Origin of the sequence: Rhodoferax saidenbachensis (assembly GCF_031457975.1) — a bacterium.
Lineage (GTDB): Bacteria > Pseudomonadota > Gammaproteobacteria > Burkholderiales > Burkholderiaceae_C > Allorhodoferax > Allorhodoferax saidenbachensis_A.
This window is the reverse complement of the sequence record NZ_JAVDXO010000005.1, coordinates 74415-92344: the sequence shown is the minus strand read 5'-3', so window position 1 is coordinate 92344 and position 17930 is coordinate 74415. Positions and strand designations below refer to the sequence as shown.

At 64.1% G+C, this 17930-nt stretch carries 14 protein-coding genes; 10 read left to right on the top strand and 4 right to left on the bottom strand.

Features of this window, described 5'->3' with window-relative positions; all coding sequences use genetic code 11:
• Position 1 precedes the first annotated feature (1 nt).
• The 5 genes from J2X15_RS12205 to J2X15_RS12185 all read left to right on the top strand — a co-directional run bounded on the left by J2X15_RS12205 (position 2) and on the right by J2X15_RS12185 (position 9619).
• On the top strand, positions 2-3637 hold the full coding sequence (locus J2X15_RS12205) for an indolepyruvate ferredoxin oxidoreductase family protein (RefSeq protein ID WP_310343192.1): 3636 nt from the start codon (positions 2-4) through the stop codon (positions 3635-3637).
• A gap of 140 nt (positions 3638-3777) precedes the next feature.
• Positions 3778-4107, top strand: a complete 330-nt coding sequence (yajC, locus tag J2X15_RS12200) for a preprotein translocase subunit YajC (RefSeq protein WP_310343189.1) — start codon at positions 3778-3780, stop codon at positions 4105-4107.
• A gap of 24 nt (positions 4108-4131) precedes the next feature.
• Positions 4132-6012: a protein translocase subunit SecD gene (secD, locus tag J2X15_RS12195; protein WP_310343187.1), complete on the top strand. Its 1881-nt coding sequence runs from the start codon at positions 4132-4134 to the stop codon at positions 6010-6012.
• 12 nt (positions 6013-6024) lie between these two features.
• Positions 6025-6978: a protein translocase subunit SecF gene (gene secF, locus J2X15_RS12190; protein ID WP_310343185.1), complete on the top strand. Its 954-nt coding sequence runs from the start codon at positions 6025-6027 to the stop codon at positions 6976-6978.
• A gap of 13 nt (positions 6979-6991) precedes the next feature.
• The gene (locus J2X15_RS12185; protein WP_310343182.1) at positions 6992-9619 is read left to right on the top strand and encodes a DUF1631 family protein; all 2628 of its coding nucleotides are present in this window, start codon (positions 6992-6994) and stop codon (positions 9617-9619) included.
• A gap of 28 nt (positions 9620-9647) precedes the next feature.
• Here J2X15_RS12185 and J2X15_RS12180 read toward each other — a convergent pair whose 3' ends face one another.
• The 3 genes from J2X15_RS12180 to J2X15_RS12170 form a co-directional block, all read right to left on the bottom strand.
• Complete coding sequence (locus J2X15_RS12180; protein WP_310343181.1) at positions 9648-10145, bottom strand: Smg family protein; 498 nt, start codon at positions 10143-10145, stop codon at positions 9648-9650.
• 95 nt (positions 10146-10240) lie between these two features.
• Positions 10241-11398: a DNA-processing protein DprA gene (dprA, locus tag J2X15_RS12175; protein ID WP_310343178.1), complete on the bottom strand. Its 1158-nt coding sequence runs from the start codon at positions 11396-11398 to the stop codon at positions 10241-10243.
• A 33-nt stretch (positions 11399-11431) separates the two neighbouring features.
• Positions 11432-12643 carry a LysM peptidoglycan-binding domain-containing protein gene (locus tag J2X15_RS12170; RefSeq protein WP_310343176.1) on the bottom strand — a complete coding sequence of 404 codons (1212 nt, stop codon included), beginning with the start codon at positions 12641-12643 and terminating at the stop codon, positions 11432-11434.
• A 141-nt stretch (positions 12644-12784) separates the two neighbouring features.
• On the opposite strand from J2X15_RS12170, the gene def reads away from it, so the two are divergent.
• The 5 genes from def to J2X15_RS12145 all read left to right on the top strand — a co-directional run bounded on the left by def (position 12785) and on the right by J2X15_RS12145 (position 16822).
• The gene (gene def / locus J2X15_RS12165; protein ID WP_310343174.1) at positions 12785-13294 is read left to right on the top strand and encodes a peptide deformylase; all 510 of its coding nucleotides are present in this window, start codon (positions 12785-12787) and stop codon (positions 13292-13294) included.
• 33 nt (positions 13295-13327) lie between these two features.
• Complete coding sequence (gene fmt / locus J2X15_RS12160) at positions 13328-14317, top strand: methionyl-tRNA formyltransferase (protein ID WP_310343599.1); 990 nt, start codon at positions 13328-13330, stop codon at positions 14315-14317.
• Entirely contained in the window at positions 14317-15081 is a 765-nt protein-coding gene (locus J2X15_RS12155; protein ID WP_310343172.1) for an AzlC family ABC transporter permease, read from the top strand. The genes fmt and J2X15_RS12155 overlap by 1 nt, the downstream gene beginning before the upstream one ends.
• On the top strand, positions 15078-15446 hold the full coding sequence (locus J2X15_RS12150; RefSeq protein WP_310343170.1) for an AzlD domain-containing protein: 369 nt from the start codon (positions 15078-15080) through the stop codon (positions 15444-15446). Before J2X15_RS12155 ends, J2X15_RS12150 begins: the two co-directional genes overlap by 4 nt.
• 182 nt (positions 15447-15628) lie before the next feature.
• Positions 15629-16822, top strand: coding sequence for a phosphoglycerate kinase (locus tag J2X15_RS12145; protein ID WP_310343169.1), 1194 nt, complete (start codon positions 15629-15631; stop codon positions 16820-16822).
• Positions 16823-16865: 43 nt separating this feature from the next.
• Here J2X15_RS12145 and J2X15_RS12140 read toward each other — a convergent pair whose 3' ends face one another.
• On the bottom strand, positions 16866-17834 hold the full coding sequence (locus tag J2X15_RS12140) for a diguanylate cyclase domain-containing protein (RefSeq protein ID WP_310343166.1): 969 nt from the start codon (positions 17832-17834) through the stop codon (positions 16866-16868).
• Positions 17835-17930: the final 96 nt, after the last annotated feature.

The following is a 17930-nucleotide window of genomic DNA, read 5'->3' as shown; positions in this document are numbered from 1 at the left end:
CATGAATGCACCCCTCAACCGCGACCTGCCCGAGCACATCCGCACGGCGCTGGCGACGGTCACCCTGGACGACAAATACGCGCTGGACTACGGCCGCGCCTTCATGAGCGGGGTGCAAGCCCTGGTCAAACTGCCCATGCTGCAGCGCGTGCGCGACCAGCGTGTGGGCAAGAACACGGCCGGCTTCATCAGTGGCTACCGCGGCTCGCCGCTGGGTACCTACGACCAGTCCCTGGTCAAGGCCGAGAAGTACCTCCAGGCCCACCACATTCACTTCCAGCCCGGCGTCAACGAAGAGCTGGCCGCCACCGCGCTGTGGGGCACGCAGCAGCTGGGCTTTGCCCCGCCCGGCAGCAACAAGTACGACGGCGTGTTCGGCATCTGGTACGGCAAGGGCCCGGGCGTGGACCGCTGCTCCGACGTCTTCAAACACGCCAACATGGCGGGTACCACCCCCTGGGGCGGTGTGATTGCGGTGGCGGGTGACGACCACATCTCCAAGAGCAGCACCGCGGCGCACCAGAGCGACCACATCTTCAAGGCCTGCGGCACGCCCGTGTTCTTCCCGGCCAATGTGCAGGAGATCCTGGACCTGGGCCTGCATGCCTTTGCCATGAGCCGCTTCTCGGGCGTGTGGGCGGGCATGAAGACCATCCAGGAAATTGTCGAGTCCAGCTCCACCGTGATGATCGACCCGGACCGTGTCATCACCCGCGTGCCGGCCGACTTCGAAATTCCCCCGGGTGGCCTGCATATCCGCTGGCCCGACCATGCGCTGGAGCAGGAAGCCCGGCTGATGGACTACAAGTGGTACGCCGCGCTGGCTTACATCCGCGCCAACCGGTTGAACTACAACGTCATCGAAGGCCCGCACGACCGCTTCGGCATCATCGCCAGCGGCAAGGCCTACAACGACACGCGCCAGGCACTGGCCGACCTGGGGCTAGACGACGCGACTTGCCAACGCATCGGCATCCGCCTGCACAAGGTGGGCGTGGTCTGGCCGCTGGAGGCGCAGCTCACGCGCGAATTTGCCACCGGCCTGCAGGAGATTCTGGTGGTGGAAGAAAAACGCCAGGTCATCGAATACCAACTCAAGGAAGAGCTGTACAACTGGCGCGCCGACGTGCGCCCCACGGTGCTGGGCAAGTTCAACGAGGTGGAAACGCCCGACCACTACGGTGCGGGCGGCGAATGGTCCATGCCCAATCCCATGGCCAACACGCTGTTGCGTGCGAATGCCGATCTCAACCCTGCCTTGATTGCGCGTGCCATCGCCCAGCGCATCAAGAAGCTGGGGCTGGACGCCGACACCAGCGCCCGCATCGACGCGCAAATGGCGATCCTGGAAGCCAAGGAACGCGCCATGCACGTGATTGAGCTGTCGGGCACCAAGGGCGCAGACCGCCAGCCCTGGTTCTGCTCGGGCTGCCCGCACAATACCAGCACCAAGGTGCCAGAAGGCTCGCGCGCCATGGCCGGCATTGGCTGCCACTTCATGACCATCTGGATGGACCGCAGTACCGACGGTTTCACGCAGATGGGCGGCGAGGGCGTGCCCTGGGTGGGCCAGCAGCCGTTCACCAACGAGAAGCACATCTTTGCCAACCTGGGCGACGGTACCTACTTCCACAGCGGCCTGCTGGCCGTGCGCCAGAGCATTGCGGCGGGCGTGAATATCACCTACAAAATTCTCTACAACGACGCCGTGGCCATGACCGGTGGTCAGCAGGTGGGCGAGCGGCCCGAAGGACACTCGGTAGTGCAGATAGCCCAGAGCATGCGTGCGGAAGGTGCTATCAAAATCGTAGTGGTCACGGACGAGCCCGAGAAGTACGACGACGTGGTGGGCCTGCCCGAAGGCATTGCGATCGAGCACCGCGACGCGCTGGACCGCATCCAGCGCGAGTTCCGCGAGATCGCGGGCACCACCGTCATCATTTACGACCAGACCTGCGCCACCGAAAAACGCCGCCGCCGCAAGCGCGGAACTCTGGTGGACCCTGCCAAGCGCGTGGTCATCAACGAGCTGGTCTGCGAAGGCTGTGGCGACTGCGGCGTGCAAAGTAACTGCATGAGCGTGGAGCCGCTGGAGACCGAGTTTGGCCGCAAGCGCCAGATCAACCAAAGCACCTGCAACAAGGACTTTTCCTGCGTCAAGGGCTTCTGCCCCAGCTTTGTCACGGTGGAGGGCGGTTCGCTCAAAAAAGCCGCCAAGCCCAAAGCGGGCGAGTCCCAGGTCGCCTCCTGGCCGGCCCTGCCCGAGCCGCAGATTCCTGACTTGGCCACGGCCACCGGCGGCGTCTGGGGCACTATCGTTGCCGGCGTCGGCGGCACCGGCGTCATCACCATCGGCCAGCTGCTGGGCGTGGCAGCCCACCTGGAAGGCAAGGGCATCGTCACGCAGGACGCCGGTGGCCTGGCGCAAAAGGGCGGCGCCACCTGGAGCCATGTGCTCATTGGTGCCAGCCAGGACGCCATTCGCACCACCCGCGTGGGCACGGCCTCGGCCGACCTGGTGCTGGGCTGCGACCCCATTGTGGTGGCGGGCAAGGAAACGCTGGTGCGCATGCGCCCGGGCCGCACCCATGTGGCGCTCAACACCAACAGCGCACCCACTGCAGCGTTTGTGAAGAACGCCAATTGGACCAACCCGGGCGAGCAATGCGTGGCCGACATCGCCAAGACCGTGGGGGAGGGCCATGTGGGCGTGTTCGACGCCGATGCCGCCGCCACCCATCTGCTGGGTGACAGCATCTACACCAACCCCATGATGCTGGGCTACGCCTGGCAAAAGGGCTGGATCCCGTTGGGGCTGGCCTCGCTTATGCGCGCTATCGAGCTCAACGCCGTAGCCGTGGCCAACAACAAGGCGGCGTTTGAGTGGGGCCGCCGTGCCGCGGTGGACTGGCCAGCCGTGCAGCGCGCCATCAACCCCGGCCAGGTGATTGCCTTTACGCCGCGCCAGCACCAGTCGCTGGATGCCTTGGTACATAAGCGCGTGGAGTTTTTGACCGGCTACCAGAATGCCGCCTACGCGCAAAGCTATGCCGATTTTGTGGCCAAGGTCCGCGCGGCCGAGGCATCCGCGGTGGGCGGCGACAAGCAACCTTTGGCAGAGGCTGTGGCCCGCTACCTGTTCAAACTCATGGCCTACAAGGACGAGTACGAGGTAGCCCGCCTGCACACCGACACGGCCTTCCGCGCCAAGGTGGAGGGCATGTTCGAGGGCGACTTCAAACTGGCCTACCACCTGGCGCCGCCCTTGCTGGCCTGCAAGAACGACCTGGGCGAGCTGCAGAAAGCGCGCTTTGGCAGCTGGATGCGCGTGGCCTTTGGGCTGCTCGCGCCGCTGAAGGTGCTGCGCGGCACGGCGTTGGACGTGTTCGGTTACAGCCACGAGCGCCGCGAGGAGCGCGCCCTGGTGGGCGAGTATCGCCAAGCTATCGAATCGTTGCTGCCCACGCTGGGCGCGGGTAACCGCGATGCCGCCGCGGCCTTTGCGCGCGTACCGGAGCAGATCCGCGGGTTTGGCCATGTCAAGGCGCGCCACCTGCTCGCAGCGCGCCAGCAATGGACGGTGTTGCTGGAAAAGTACCGCCAGACGCCCGCTGTCAAGCAAACCCAGGTCGCCTAGGGCCTTGCCCGCCCGGCTCGGGCGGGCCTTTCCCCCCGCTTACAATGACCGGTTGCCCACCTTGGGTCGGCATGGCCGTGCGCGGCCGCCCCTGAGGCGAAGGCGCTTTTGTATGTGGTCCATTTTTGTGGAGTTTGCCTGTGTTTATTTCTTCTGCTTTTGCCCAAACCGCCCCTGCCGCCGCCGGCGGTGACATGCAATCCACCCTGATGAGCATGTTGCCTCTGGTGCTGATGTTTGTGGTGCTGTATTTCGTGATGATCCGCCCCCAGATGAAGAAGCAAAAAGACCACCGCGCCATGATCGACGCGCTGGCCAAGGGCGACGAGGTCGTGACCGCCGGCGGCGTGCTCGGCAAGGTCAGCAAGATGGGGGACAGCTATGTGGGCCTGGAAGTGGCCAATGGCGTGGAAGTGCAAGTGCAGCGCAGCGCCGTGGTGCAAGTGCTGCCCAAGGGTTCCATCAAGTAATTTCTCTCAAAGCGACGCGCGATCATGAACCGTTACCCGGTGTGGAAGTACGCGATCATCTTGATCGCGCTCGTGGTGGGTGGCTTGTACGCCCTGCCGAATGTGTTTGGTGAATCCCCTGCCGTGCAGGTATCGGTGGCCAAGGCCAGCCTCAAGCTCGACACCGTGGCCCTTGCCAAGGTCGAAGAGGTTCTGAAAACGGCCGGTCTGGCGCCCGAGGCGCTGAGCCTGGATGGCACCTCCATCAAGGCCCGCTTCGCCGATACCGATGCCCAGCTCAAGGCCAAGGACGCGCTGCAAAAGGCGCTGAACCCCGATGCGGCCGATCCCGCTTATGTGGTGGCGCTGAACCTGCTGTCGCGTTCGCCTGCGTGGCTGACTTCGCTGCGCGCGTCGCCCATGTACCTGGGGCTGGACTTGCGCGGTGGTGTGCATTTCATGCTGCAGGTGGACATGCAGGCCGCGCTAACCAAGAAGGCCGAGTCGTTGGCCGGTGACATCCGCACCACCCTGCGTGAAAAAAATGTGCGCCATAGCGGCATCACCCGCAACGCCCAGACCATCGAAATCCGGTTCCGCGATGCGGCGACGGCCGAGGCCGCCAAGCGCATCATCCAGGACCAGTTTGCCGACCTCGACACTGTGGAAACCGCCGACGGTACCGACGTGAAGATGGTCGCCTCCATCAAGCCCGTGGCCGCTCGCGCCGTGCAGACCCAAGCGCTCAAGCAAAACATCACCACCCTGCACAACCGGATCAACGAACTCGGCGTGGCCGAACCCGTGATCCAGCAGCAGGGTCTGGACCGCATCGTGGTGCAACTGCCTGGTGTGCAGGACACAGCCAAGGCCAAGGACATTTTGGGCCGCACCGCCACGCTGGAAATCCGTATGGTGGACGAAGGCTCCGAGGCACGTGCTGCCGAGTCCGGCGCCGGCGCGGTGCCGTTTGGCTCTGAACGTTACCTGGAGCGCAATGGCCAGGGCGTGGTGGTCAAGAAGCAGGTCATCTTGACCGGTGAAAACCTGACCGATGCCCAACCCGGCTTTGACAGCCAGACGCAGGAACCCACGGTCAACCTGTCGCTGGACGCCAAGGGCTCGCGCATCTTCCGCGACGTGACGCGCGAGAACATCGGCAAGCGCATGGCCATTCTCTTGTTTGAAAAAGGCAAGGGTGAAGTGGTGACGGCACCGGTGATCCGCTCTGAAATCGGCGGCGGTCGTGTGCAAATCTCGGGCCGCATGACCACCGTGGAAGCGGCTGATACAGCCCTGTTGCTGCGCGCTGGCTCCCTGGCCGCGCCCATGGAAATCATCGAAGAACGCACGATTGGCCCCAGCTTGGGTGCCGAGAACATTGCCAAGGGTTTCCATAGCGTGACCTGGGGTTTCTTGGCCGTGGCGGTCTTCATGTGCGTGTACTACATGCTGTTTGGTGTGATTTCCAGTATCGCGCTGGCCTTCAACCTGTTGCTGCTGGTGGCCGTGCTGTCCATGCTGCAGGCCACGCTGACCTTGCCCGGCATGGCCGCCATGGCGCTGGTGCTGGGGATGGCGATTGACGCCAACGTGCTGATCAACGAACGCGTGCGCGAAGAGCTGCGCAACGGAGCCTCGCCGCAGGCCGCCATCCACGCCGGCTACGACCGCGCCTGGGCCACCATCATCGACTCCAACGTCACCACCCTGATCGCCGGTCTGGCCTTGCTGGCCTTCGGTTCTGGTCCGGTCCGCGGCTTTGCAGTAGTGCATTGCCTGGGTATTTTGACCAGCATGTTCTCCGGGGTCTTCTTCTCCCGGGGCGTGGTCAATTTGTGGTACGGTAGGCAAAAGAAGCTCAAGACTGTGTCGATCGGCACGGTGTGGCGGCCTGATTCCGGCAATCAGGTGACGACCAACTAAAGGGAAACGGGCATGGAATTCTTCAAAATTCGCCGCGACATTCCGTTCATGCGGAATGCCTTGGTGTTCAATCTGATTTCGCTGGTCACTTTCGTGGCCGCGGTGTTTTTCCTCTTTACCCGCCATCTGCACCTGTCGGTCGAATTCACCGGCGGCACCTTGATGGAGGTGAGCTACTCCCAGCCCGCCGACCTGAACGCGATCCGCAGTGCCGTGGACAAGCTGGGCATCAACGATGTGCAGGTGCAGAACTTCGGTACTGCCCAGGACGTGCTGATCCGCATGCCTGTGCAAAAGGGCAGCACCTCCAGCCAGCAAAGTGACAAGGTGCTGGAAGCGCTCAAGGCCAGCGACCCCTCGGCCACGCTGCGCCGCACCGAGTTTGTCGGTCCCCAGGTGGGGGATGAGTTGGCGGCCGACGGTCTCAAGGCTCTGGCCTTTGTGGTGGCCGGCATCATGATCTATCTGGCCGTACGCTTTGAATGGAAGTTTGCGGTGGCGGCCATCATCGCCAACTTGCACGATGTGGTCATCATCCTGGGCTTCTTCGCTTTCTTCCAGTGGGAATTTTCGCTGCCCGTGCTGGCGGCGGTGCTGGCGGTGCTGGGCTACTCGGTGAACGAATCGGTGGTGATCTTTGACCGGATTCGCGAGAATTTCCGGCGTTATCGCAAGATGAACACCGAAGAGATCATCGACAACGCGATCACCTCCACGATCAGCCGCACCATCATCACCCACGGAGCCACGCAGATGATGGTTCTGTCCATGCTGCTGTTCGGTGGTGCCACGCTGCACTACTTTGCCCTGGCGCTGACCATCGGCATTTTGTTTGGTATCTATTCTTCGGTTTTTGTGGCCGCGGCCATTGCCATGTGGCTGGGCATCCAGCGGGAAGACCTGGTCAAGGGCGGTCCCAAGAAGGAAACCGACCCCAACGATCCCAATGCAGGCGCAACGGTTTAAGCGATAAAAAATCATGGCAAGCGGACCCGCTTTTTCTCCCCGATTGCAACTCGCCCGCGCGGTGCGTGAGCGCTTTTTGGCGGAAGCGGGCAAAGCCGCGCTGGAAATTACCGGTGCCGTGCAGGAGCGTCTGACGACGTTGATGGACGAGTTGGCGAATGCCCGCGAATCCCAGACGCGCCGCGACACCTGGATGGCCTACAAGCGCTGCCGCCCCCTGTGGCTGGACGCGACCATGAAGGCCTGGCGCGAATGTCTGGATCCCGCTAAGCAGAAGAAAGCGGCCTCGCTGGAAAGTGCGGGCCTGGAGCTGGTGGGCACCGACGTGGTGGAGAACAAGATTCTGGCGTCTCGCCTGGTGCTGGCCGTCAATGAGAAAGTGCTGCCCCAGCTCGATGACCTGCGGGTGCGCATCAAGTACCTCGAAGGCACGGAAGACCTGGAAGGCAACGACCTGCTGCGCCCCGAGGTACTGGTGCTGCTGATGGTAGAGCAATGGGCGCAGTCTGGCATGCCCGGCGAGTCCTGGCCCATGGTGAACGATGTGGTCCAGAAGCTGCTAATCGAGCGGCTCGTGATTGCCTACAAGAATGCCAACGACGTACTGATCAGTAAGGGCGTGATGCCCACCATTGAGCTGAAAGACCGTGTCAAGGCGCCGGTGCGCCAGATGGGGGCCAACCGCCCTCGCCCCCCGGCACCGGGTGCCCAGCCGCAGCAACCCCAACCAGGAGAGATGGGGCCGAGCGGTTATGGCGATGTGGGCGGCTATGGCGGCGGTCCCCAGGGTGGTGGGTACCAGCAAGCCTATGCCCCCACAGGTCACGCAGGTCTGGATGGTGGCAATGGTGCTGCTCCAGCCTATGGGGGTGGCCATGCGCGTGCCGATGCCTCTGGTCCTGGAGCTGCCGGAGGCAGTGCGCCGCGTTCCGGTGGTGGTTTTTTTGGCGGGCGCCTCGGCTGGGGCGGTGGCGGCAATGCCGCTCCCGCTGGGCCGGCACAGGCAGCAGTGACTGGCCCGCAAGGCGTGACGCCTTCTACGCCCACGCCCTTCTGGCGCCAATCGTCAGGCTCCAACAGCATGCCGGGCCAGGCCTACGGCGCGTCGGAAGAAACCCGCATGCTGACCACCAACACGCCCATCGCCCGCGCCCGTAGCCGAGCGCAGGGCATGATTGGCCAGATCCGTCGGTTGTTTGTCAGCCATGGAGGCGGTGATTTTGTGGGCACGGCCCATCACACGCCTTCGCCCGCATTGGCTGCGGCCATGGCGCCGCGCATGGACGGTGGCGGTGGCATGTCCTATGCTGCTGGCGGCACGTTGTATGAAGATTACAGTCCCGCGGGCGTAGTCCGCGTGGCCAGCGACTTGCGTGAAAAGTCCGCTGAGCTGAAGAAAAAAGCAGAAACCAAGGGCGAGAAAGCCACGATCGAGATCGTGGCCCTGATGTTCCAGGCCATCTTGGCTGAGGAGCGCATTCCCCCCGGCATCCGCGTGTGGTTTGCGCGTCTGCAAATGCCGGTGCTGCGTGTGGCGCTGGAAGATCCGGACTTCTTTGGCACGGCCGACCATCCAGCGCGCCAACTGATCGACCGCATGGGTTCCGTGGTCATGGGCTTTGACGCTGCTGGCGTGCAGGGCAAGGCCATGGAAAACGAGATCAAGCGCATTGTGCAGGTGATCGAGCAGTACCCCGAGACGGGCAAAAAGGTCTACCAGATCGTGTTTGAGGAGTTCCAGAAATTCCTCTCCAAGTTCCTTACCGAAAAGGGCCCGACCCAGAAGGTGGTGAGCGTGGCGCAGCAGGTCGAGCAAAAAGAGACCCTGGCCATCCAGTACACCATTGAGATGCGCAACATGTTGAAAGACATGCCCGTGCGCGACGAGATCCGTGACTTCCTGTTCAAGGTCTGGGCGGAGGTGCTGGCCGTGGCCGCGGTGCGCAAGGGCCCGCAGCATGCCGACACGCTGGTGCTGAAAAAATCGGCGACCGACCTGATCTGGGCCGCTAGCGCCAAGCCCAACCGCGCGGATCGTGCCAAGGTGATTCAGGATCTGCCCAATTTGCTGCTGCGCCTGCGTTCCGGCATGACCCTGTTGGCCATGGCGCCCAGCGAGCAGGAGGGCCATGTGAAGCGCATCAGCGACACCTTGGCCGATGCCTTCATGTCCAAGACCCAGGCGATTCCACAGGCCAAAATCGATGCCATGGCGCAGCGCCTAGGCAATCTGGAAGACTTTGTGAGCGAAGACGGCATGGGCGACTTGCCGCTGGATGCCGAAAGCATCGAGATGATGCTGGGCATCGATGCCTCCGCGCTGGAGGTGGTGGCCAATGGCGGCTCCAAACCCACGGCCGCCATGCTGGCCTGGGCACAGGAACTGCAGCTGGGTTCGTGGTTCACGCTGGACCACAACAACCAAATCACCCAGGTGCAGTTTGCCTGGCGCAGTGACCGCAAACACCTGAACCTGTTTGCTGCGACTTCCGGCAAGAGCTTCCTGATTCAAGGTGGGCGGTTGGCGGCCTACCTGCAGGCCGGCTTGCTGTTGCCACAGGAAGAAGAAGCGCTGACCGTGCGTGCCACGCGCGACGCGCTGGCCAAGCTAGAAGCCAACCCGGAACGCTTGCTGGCTTGAGCGCCGCCCTGCGGGGCGCGCAAGCTAGTCAGTGCGCGACGCGGTCGCTGGGGTTGTCACACAACTCGTCGAGCACCAAAGCGTCGGGTTCCAATCCGAAGCTCCAGAACACCATCAAAATAATCGTTTTCAGGTCGTCCAGGGCCACCGGGCTGCCGGGTGCGGCCATGGCGCGGTCGATGACAACCTCGCGCATGTGGGCGGGCAGTACGCCGTTGGATTCCAGAAAACTGATGAAGCCCAGGCATTGCGGGCCCAGGTGGTTTTGCTCGTACTGCGGGTAGATGCGCACGCTGGAGGCCAGCGGCAGGCGCACCCAAGGATCCGCCGGTACGGTAGGCAGAGCCTCCGGCACTGGTCGGGCCCCGCGCGACGCGGTGCTCAGGCCATTGAGCCAGGCCATGGCCTCCTCAATTTCGTCGGCCTCAAAGCCCACCGCGCTGAGTTTGCGCTGGAGATGCGCCGGCTCGGGGTAGCCCTCATCGGCATAGTAGTTTTCGTAAACGAAGACAAGCACTTCAAACATGGAAGCCAATATAGCGCAGAAAAAACGGCTTCGCGTCAGCGGGTGAAACTGCCCCTCTTTTCTCTCGATTGAAGGCTTGGGCGGGGCTTGGCGGCTTAGGCCTGGCCCATGCGCTGGAACAGCCCACCCGGCAGGCGTGCCACCTGGCCCTGCAGCTCCAGGCCCATCAGCAGGGCCTGCAGGCTGGCGGTGTCCAGGCCGGTGCGGGCTTGCAGCGCGTCCAGACCGCTGGGGTCATAGCCCATGGCTTCCAAGAGGGAGTCTTCAGCACCATTTAGGGGGGTAGCCCCCGTGGAATCTGCGCGAGCAGCTCCTGAATTAATAGCGCCTGACAGGCCGCCGGGAAGTTGCAGTTCTTCCAGAATGTCCTGGGCGCACTCCACCAGCTTGGCGCCCTGCTTGATGAGCGCATGGCAGCCGCGCGCCTGGGTGGCGTGGATGGAGCCCGGGATGGCGAACACATCTTTGCCTTGCTCCACCGCCAGGCGTGCGGTGATGAGCGAGCCAGACTTGAGTGCGGCCTCCACCACCAGCGTGCCGCGTGCGAGCCCGGCAATGATGCGGTTGCGCCGTGGGAAGTTGGCGGACAGGGGCGGCGTGCCCAGCGGGTATTCGCTGAGCAGCAGCCCGCGCTGGGCAATGCGGTGCGCCAGGTCGAAATGGTCTTTGGGGTAAACCCGGTCTAGGCCGGTGCCCACCACCGCGATCGTGGCCAGTTGACCGTCGGCTGCACCGTCCAGCGCGCCCTCGTGGGCGGCACCATCCACCCCAAGCGCCAGGCCCGACACCACAGTCAGGCCGGCTTCCGCCAAGGCTTGCGAGAACTGCCGAGCATTGGCCCTACCTTGCGGCGTGGGGTTGCGGCTGCCCACCACGGCTATGCCAGTGGCGGCGCACTGGGCCAAACCCCGCCATTGCCCTGCAGCACCCATGGCATAGAGCAGCAGGGGCGGGTCTTCCATGTCCAGCAGTGCTTGGGGGTAGTCTGGATCGCCCAGAGTCAGCACCCGGCGTTGCGCGGGCTGGGCGGCCAGCCAGGCCAAGGTCGTTTGTAGTTGCTCCGCTAGCTCGGGCGGTTCCTGCAGCAGCCCCGCAGCCTGGCGGGCGCTCACACAGGCTTCGAGTACGGCGGGGGATTGGGCAAACACCTGCTGCGGCAGACCAAAGGCCGCCAGCAGCTTGCGCGCCGTGCCATTGCCCACGCCGGGGCTGAGCTGCAGGCGCAGCCAAGCGCTGAGTTCGTCGGGCTCCACGGCGTTAGCGGCCTGGTGCTGGTGTCTTGCTTCTTACTTGGGGTTGACCAGACGGTCACCCACACGCACGCTGTCGGTGATCTCCAGGATCAGCGCGTAGGACAGGCGGTCATAGGTGCGGAACACCATGAGCAGGCCGTTGCGCTCGTCGGGCAGCTTCATCAACGGGTGGGCGGGGTCTGATTTGTCGACCACGCGGGCGCCGTCTTTCAGGATGGCCAGCACATGGCCGGGTTCCATGCCGTCACGCTTGCCGCGGTTGATCGCGACGACCTGACTCTGGCCGGCATTGGCCACCGCGTTCCCGTAGACCGAAACGATGCGGCCCGTGGTCTGGGTACCGGGCGCGTGGGGCACGTAGGTGGTGAGTTCGCGCGGGGGCTCTGGCAGCATGCGGTCGCCGACGCGGATTTCTTCTTTGGCCGCGACGATATCGATGGTGGCGGGCACGATAGCGCTGACCGTCTTACCTTCTTCGCCCTCGACTTCGGCGGTGGTCTCGCCGCGCACCAAGGTGGCCTTGCCGACGTACTGGGCTTCGTAGCCCAGGATCTCGGCGGTGGTCGGGTCTTTGAGCGGGGTGGCGTTGCGGAACACGCGGAACAGCTGTTGTTCTTTGCTTTGGTCGTCCAGCAGCGGGCCGCCGTTGGAGCCGCGGGCATAGGCACGGTCACCGCGGGTCAGCAGCACGCGCCCTTCTTGGGCGGAGACGATGCGCGGCGCGGCCTTCAGGCCAGCTTCGTCGACCACGATGGGCTCGGCCAGAAAGGCTTCGATGATGCGGGACTTGAGCGTGGGCAGGGCCTGGTCGGCCAGCGATTCAAAACGGGTACGGGGGCTGACGCGTACCGTGTCGGTGGGGGCGTCGCCACCCGAGCCGGCCACCCGCAGCGTGGCCATGCCGTCTTTGCGCTCCAGCACCAGCACCTGGCCGGGGTAGATGCGGTGGGGGTTCTTGATGTCGTTGAGGTTCATGCCCCAGAGTTCGGGCCAGCGCCAGGGGCTCTTGAGGTAGAGGGTGGAGATGGCCCACAGGGTGTCGCCGCTCTTGACGGTGTAACGGTCGGGGGCGTTGGCGGCCAGTTCGCTCAGCGGTACACCTTTTTGGGCCACTTCGTTGGCGGTTTGCTTCTGGGCGGCAGAAATGGGAAAGTTCTGTGCCCAGGTCGCGTTGCCGGCCAAAGTGGCCAGTGCAGCCAGAGCGGCGATGGCCACGCTGGATTTCGCCTTGAGGTGTGTCGTCATAAGGTGCGAATCTGTGAAGGAACTTGATAATTTACGCGCGATTTTGCGCTCAAGCCCTTGATTCGGCAACGTTTTTAGCCCTTTGGTGCTGCGAGGGAACCCAAAAGTGGCGAAAATAGCCACATCTTTGAAGATCTTCCTATGGCTTTACTTCCGATTCTTTGCTACCCCGACCCCAAACTCCACACCGTGGCCAAGTCCATCCCGGTGGTGGACGCGCGCATCCAGCAGTTGGCCACGGACATGCTGGAGACCATGTACGACGCCAAAGGCATTGGTCTGGCGGCCACGCAGATCGATGTGCACGAACGCCTGATCGTCATCGACGTGTCAGAAGAGCGCGACCAGCCCATGGTGCTGATCAACCCTGAGTTTGTATGGACCAGCCCCACCACCCACCTGAATGAAGAGGGCTGCCTGTCGGTGCCCGGCATTTACGACGGTGTGACCCGCTTTGACGCGGTGCATGTGAAGGCGCTGGACGAAAAGGGCAACAGCCGCGTGATCGAGGCTGACGGCCTGCTGGCCGTGTGCGTGCAGCACGAGATGGACCATTTGCTGGGCAAGGTGTTTGTGGAATACCTGTCGCCGCTCAAGCGCAACCGCATCAAGACCAAGATGATCAAGGCCCAGCGCGAGGAATCGCGCTAAGTGACCCAGACCGTTGGCCCGGCAGCGCGGCCCCTGCGCGTCATCTTTGCCGGTACGCCGGAGTTTGCCCGCGTGGCGCTGGAGCGGCTGCACGCTGCAGGTCACACCGTCGCGCTGGTGCTGAGCCAGCCCGACCGCCCCGCCGGGCGCGGCATGAAGCTGCAGGCCTCGGCAGTCAAGCAGTTTGCAATCGAGCACGCCATTCCTGTCGCCCAGCCGCGCAGCTTGCGCCTGGACGGTAAATACCCCGAAGACGCCGCAGCGGCGCGCCAGGCGATTGCCGATGCGCAGGCCGACGTAATGGTGGTCGCTGCCTACGGCCTCATCCTGCCGCAATGGGTGCTGGATGACATGGCGGAAGCTGGCAAATTCGGCTGTCTGAACATCCACGGATCGTTGCTGCCGCGCTGGCGCGGCGCGGCACCGATTCACCGCGCCATCGAGTTGGGCGATGCCGAAACCGGTGTCACCATCATGCAGATGGACGTGGGGTTGGACACGGGCGACATGCTGCTCAAACAGAGCCTGCCGATTGCGGACAGCGACACCACGGCCACGCTGCACGACAAGGTGGCCGACCTGGGCGCCGACATGGTAGTGCAGGCGCTGGACCTAGCCGCGCAGGGCGCGCTGCGGCCTGTGAAGCAGCCCGATGTGGGCGTGACCTACGCCCACAAGATCGAGAAGCACGAGGCGCCCATCGACTGGCGCCTGGACGCTGCAGCTATCGTGCGCCGCGTGCGGGCCTTCAACCCGTTCCCGGGCGCCAGCACGGTACTGAATGGCGAAGTCATCAAGGTCTGGGGCGCCCACGTGGGCGAAGGCGGCTGCACTGCAGAATATGGACAAATAGTGGCTCTAGCCCCCGAAAGTATTGCGGTGGCAGCTATGAATTCCATAGCGGTTTTGACCGAGCTGCAGCGCCCCGGCGGCAAGCGCTTGCCCGCAGCAGAGTTCTTGCGCGGCTGCCCGCTGCAGGTCGGCCAGCGGTTTGAGCTGCCAGCGGCGCCCGAGGCTCCCTGATGTTTTTCCTGCGCAGCAACTACACGCACCCCGAGTTCCGCCGCGGCTTTACCGACATGCTCAGTGTGTCGCCCGGCATTGCGGCCTGGGGGCTGATGACGGGCGTGGCCATGGTCAAGTCCGGCATGAGTACGGTAGAGGCGCTGTTCATGGCGCTCACCGTGTTTGCCGGCAGCTCGCAACTGGCGGCGGTGCCGCTGCTGATGGCCGGGGCGCCCATGTGGGTGATTCTGGTGACCGGCTTCTGTGTGAACCTGCGCTTTGTGGTGTTCAGCGCGCACATGCGGCCCTACCTGATGCACTTGCCGCGCTGGCAGCGCCTGGTTACGGGCTACCTGTCGGCCGACCTGACGTATGTGCTGTTTGTCAAACAGTTCACCAAGCCCGCTACGGACGAGGCGGGCCGTACCGCGCAAATGGCCTACCTGGCGGGTAACGGTGGCATCAACTGGTTCAGCTGGACCGTTAGCAGCGTGCTGGGCGTGGTGCTGGCCAATTTTGTGCCTACGTCCTGGGGCCTGGGCTTTGCGGGCATTTTGGCGCTGGTGGGCATGATGGCTTCGTTGGCCACCAGCCGCTTGCGCTGGGTGTCGGCCGGGGTGGCAGGGGCTGCGGGTGTGGCAGCATTTGCGCTGCCGCTCAAGCTCAACATCCTGGTGGCGATTGCGGTGGCCGTGGCGGTGTGCCTGCTGCTGGACAAGCGCCCGGACACCTCGCACCCACCGCACCACCCCGCAGCGCAACCGCCCAAGGACCCTGCATGAACTGGGACACTTTCTTTGTGGGTACCACCGACGGCTGGACCCTGCTGACCACGCTGGGGCTGGCCTGCATCACCGTGATTGCGCGCTCGTTTTTCTTCATCACCGACAAGGACTGGTCGCTGCCCGCCTGGGCCCAGCGCGGCTTGCAATACGCGCCCATTGCCGCGTTGTCAGCGGTCATCGTGCCCGAGATCGTGATGACCAAGGGTGTGCCCATTCACACGCTGCAGGACGCGCGGCTCTACGCCGTGGCCGCCGGCCTGGCCTTCTTTGTCTGGCGCCGCGGCGCGGGCCAAGCGGTGCTCGGCACCATCGTGTCCGGCATGGCCGTCTACCTGCCCCTGCACATTGGCCTCGGTTGGTAGAGATAGTGCCCCCACGCTCCGCCGCTGCGCGGGTCGCTGCCCCCCGAGGGGACTAACTCGCCTTGGGGCGGCCCGGCGGCGAGTTCCGTTGCCGTTACGTGCGGTCCCTGTCCTGCGCCACTTCTACAATGCCGGGTGTTGCCGCACCCCGCGCGCGCTTTCTACTACCTGAGGTTTCCCCCATGCAAGTGATCCGTTTTTCTGACCTGATTGCCCAAGGCAAAGTCGCTGGCAAGCGCGTGTTCATCCGTGCCGACCTGAACGTGCCGCAGGACGATGCCGGCAACATCACCGAAGATACGCGCGTGCGCGCCAGCGTGCCCGCCATCCAGATGGCGCTGGACGCAGGTGCCGCCGTCATGGTGACCAGCCACTTGGGCCGCCCCACGGAAGGCGAATTCAAACCCGCCGACTCGCTGGCCCCCGTGGCCAAGCGCATGGGCGAGCTCATGGGCCGCGAGATTCCCGTGGTCGCCAACTGGACCGATGGCGTGGACGTGAAGCCGGGTCAACTGGTGATGCTGGAAAACTGCCGCGTCAACAAGGGTGAAAAGAAGAACAACGAAGACCTGGCCAAGAAAATGGCTGCGCTGTGCGATATCTTTGTGCACGACGCTTTTGGCACCGCGCACCGCGCAGAGGCCTCCACCTACGGCATCGCCCAGTTCGCCCCGATCGCCTGTGCCGGCCCGCTGTTGGCCGCGGAAATGGATGCCATCAGCAAGGCCCTGTTGGCCCCCAAGCGCCCGCTGGTCGCCATCGTGGCCGGCTCCAAGGTGTCCACCAAGCTCACCATTCTGAAGAGCCTGGCCGAGAACGTGGACCAGCTCATCGTGGGCGGCGGCATTGCCAACACCTTTATGCTGGCCGCCGGCCTGAAGATCGGCAAAAGCCTGGCCGAACCCGACTTGCTGGACCAGGCCAAGGCCGTGATCGAAGCCATGAAGGCGCGCGGCGCGGCCGTGCCCATCCCCACCGACGTGGTGACCGCCAAGACCTTCTCTGCCGACGCCGTGGCCACTGTCAAGGCCGCCACCGATGTGGCCGATGACGATTTGATTCTGGACATTGGCCCGCAAACCGCCCAGGCCCTGGCCGACCAACTCAAGAAGGCCGGCACCATTGTCTGGAACGGCCCCGTGGGCGTGTTCGAGTTCGCCGCGTTTGAGAACGGCACCAAGGTGATTGCCCAGGCGATTGCCGAAAGCAGCGCCTTCAGCATCGCTGGTGGTGGCGACACGCTGGCCGCCATTGCCAAGTACGGCATCGAGAAGCAGGTGGGCTACATCAGCACCGGCGGTGGTGCCTTCCTGGAAGTACTGGAAGGCAAAACCCTGCCTGCGTTCGAGATTCTGACAAAGCGCGCTGCAGGTTGATTTGCTATGAAATTGGGAGCTGCTTGCGCAGTTCCCACGGGGGCTAGAGTGGCATTGGTGCTGTATTCAGGCTGGCGTAGCGTACCTGGCCGCGGCCGCTGTGTTTGGCCTGTTGCAGCTGCTGGGTCGCCAGGGCCAGCAGGTCACCGGCCTGGCCGCTGTGCGGGCTCACGCGGGTGCCCAGGCCCACGCTGACCGACACCACATCGCTGCCATCGGCGCCGCCACGCGGCAACTTCAATTGGCGTACGCGACGTTCCATCTCTTGCGCCAGCGCCAGCGCATCCTCGTGGGAGGTGTCGGGCAGCAGGCAGGCAAATTCCTCACCACCAAAGCGCGCCACCACATCGGCCGGGCGGCGCAGCACGGCTTTCAGCGTGACCGCAATCAGACGCAAACAATCGTCCCCGGCCTGGTGGCCGTGGCGTTCGTTGTAGGCGCCAAAGTGGTCCACATCCAACAGCACCAACGACAGCGACAAGCCACTGCGCGCCGCACGCGCCCACTCGGTGGCCAGCTGCTGGTCAAAGTAGCGGCGGTTGAACACGCCAGACAACCCATCCAGCAGCACCAGTTTCTTCAGCAGGTCGGACTGGAACTTCAGCGTCAGGTGCGTGTGCACGCGGGCGCGCACCACGGCCGGGTTCACGGGTTTGGAGATGAAGTCCACCGCGCCCAGGCCCAGGCCATGGGTTTCCTGGCCCGCATCAGGCCGCGCGGTGACAAAGATGATGGGGATGTGCGAGGTGGACTCTTGCGCCTTGAGCTGGCGGCACACCGCAAAGCCGTCCATGCCGGGCATCAGCACGTCCAGCAGCACCAGGTCGGGCGGGTTGCTTTGGCATACGGCCAGCGCCTGTTCGCCCGAGGTGGCCATGAACACCTGGTAGTCCTCCGCGAACGCCTGCACCAGCAGTTGGATGTTGATGGGCTGGTCGTCCACCACCAACAGCTTGGGCTTGCCGTGCGTGCTGTCCAGCAGCGCAGCGGTGTGGGTGGCGGGGGCATTCATGGGAAATGGCAAGCAAGCGGGGGGCGGGGGAGCCATTCAACCACGGGCAGCGGTTTTGTGCCCTCGGGGCTAACCCCTGCTCGTCTTTTCTTGTGC

Coding starts and splice junctions, on each gene's coding strand:
- J2X15_RS12170 (WP_310343176.1), bottom strand. CDS start 12,643: ATGACGACACACCTCAAGGCGAAATCCAGCGTGGCCATCGCCGCTCTG.
- secD (WP_310343187.1), top strand. CDS start 4,132: ATGAACCGTTACCCGGTGTGGAAGTACGCGATCATCTTGATCGCGCTC.
- J2X15_RS12155 (WP_310343172.1), top strand. CDS start 14,317: ATGTTTTTCCTGCGCAGCAACTACACGCACCCCGAGTTCCGCCGCGGC.
- J2X15_RS12150 (WP_310343170.1), top strand. CDS start 15,078: ATGAACTGGGACACTTTCTTTGTGGGTACCACCGACGGCTGGACCCTG.
- def (WP_310343174.1), top strand. CDS start 12,785: ATGGCTTTACTTCCGATTCTTTGCTACCCCGACCCCAAACTCCACACC.
- J2X15_RS12140 (WP_310343166.1), bottom strand. CDS start 17,834: ATGAATGCCCCCGCCACCCACACCGCTGCGCTGCTGGACAGCACGCAC.
- secF (WP_310343185.1), top strand. CDS start 6,025: ATGGAATTCTTCAAAATTCGCCGCGACATTCCGTTCATGCGGAATGCC.
- J2X15_RS12205 (WP_310343192.1), top strand. CDS start 2: ATGAATGCACCCCTCAACCGCGACCTGCCCGAGCACATCCGCACGGCG.
- J2X15_RS12185 (WP_310343182.1), top strand. CDS start 6,992: ATGGCAAGCGGACCCGCTTTTTCTCCCCGATTGCAACTCGCCCGCGCG.
- J2X15_RS12180 (WP_310343181.1), bottom strand. CDS start 10,145: ATGTTTGAAGTGCTTGTCTTCGTTTACGAAAACTACTATGCCGATGAG.
- J2X15_RS12145 (WP_310343169.1), top strand. CDS start 15,629: ATGCAAGTGATCCGTTTTTCTGACCTGATTGCCCAAGGCAAAGTCGCT.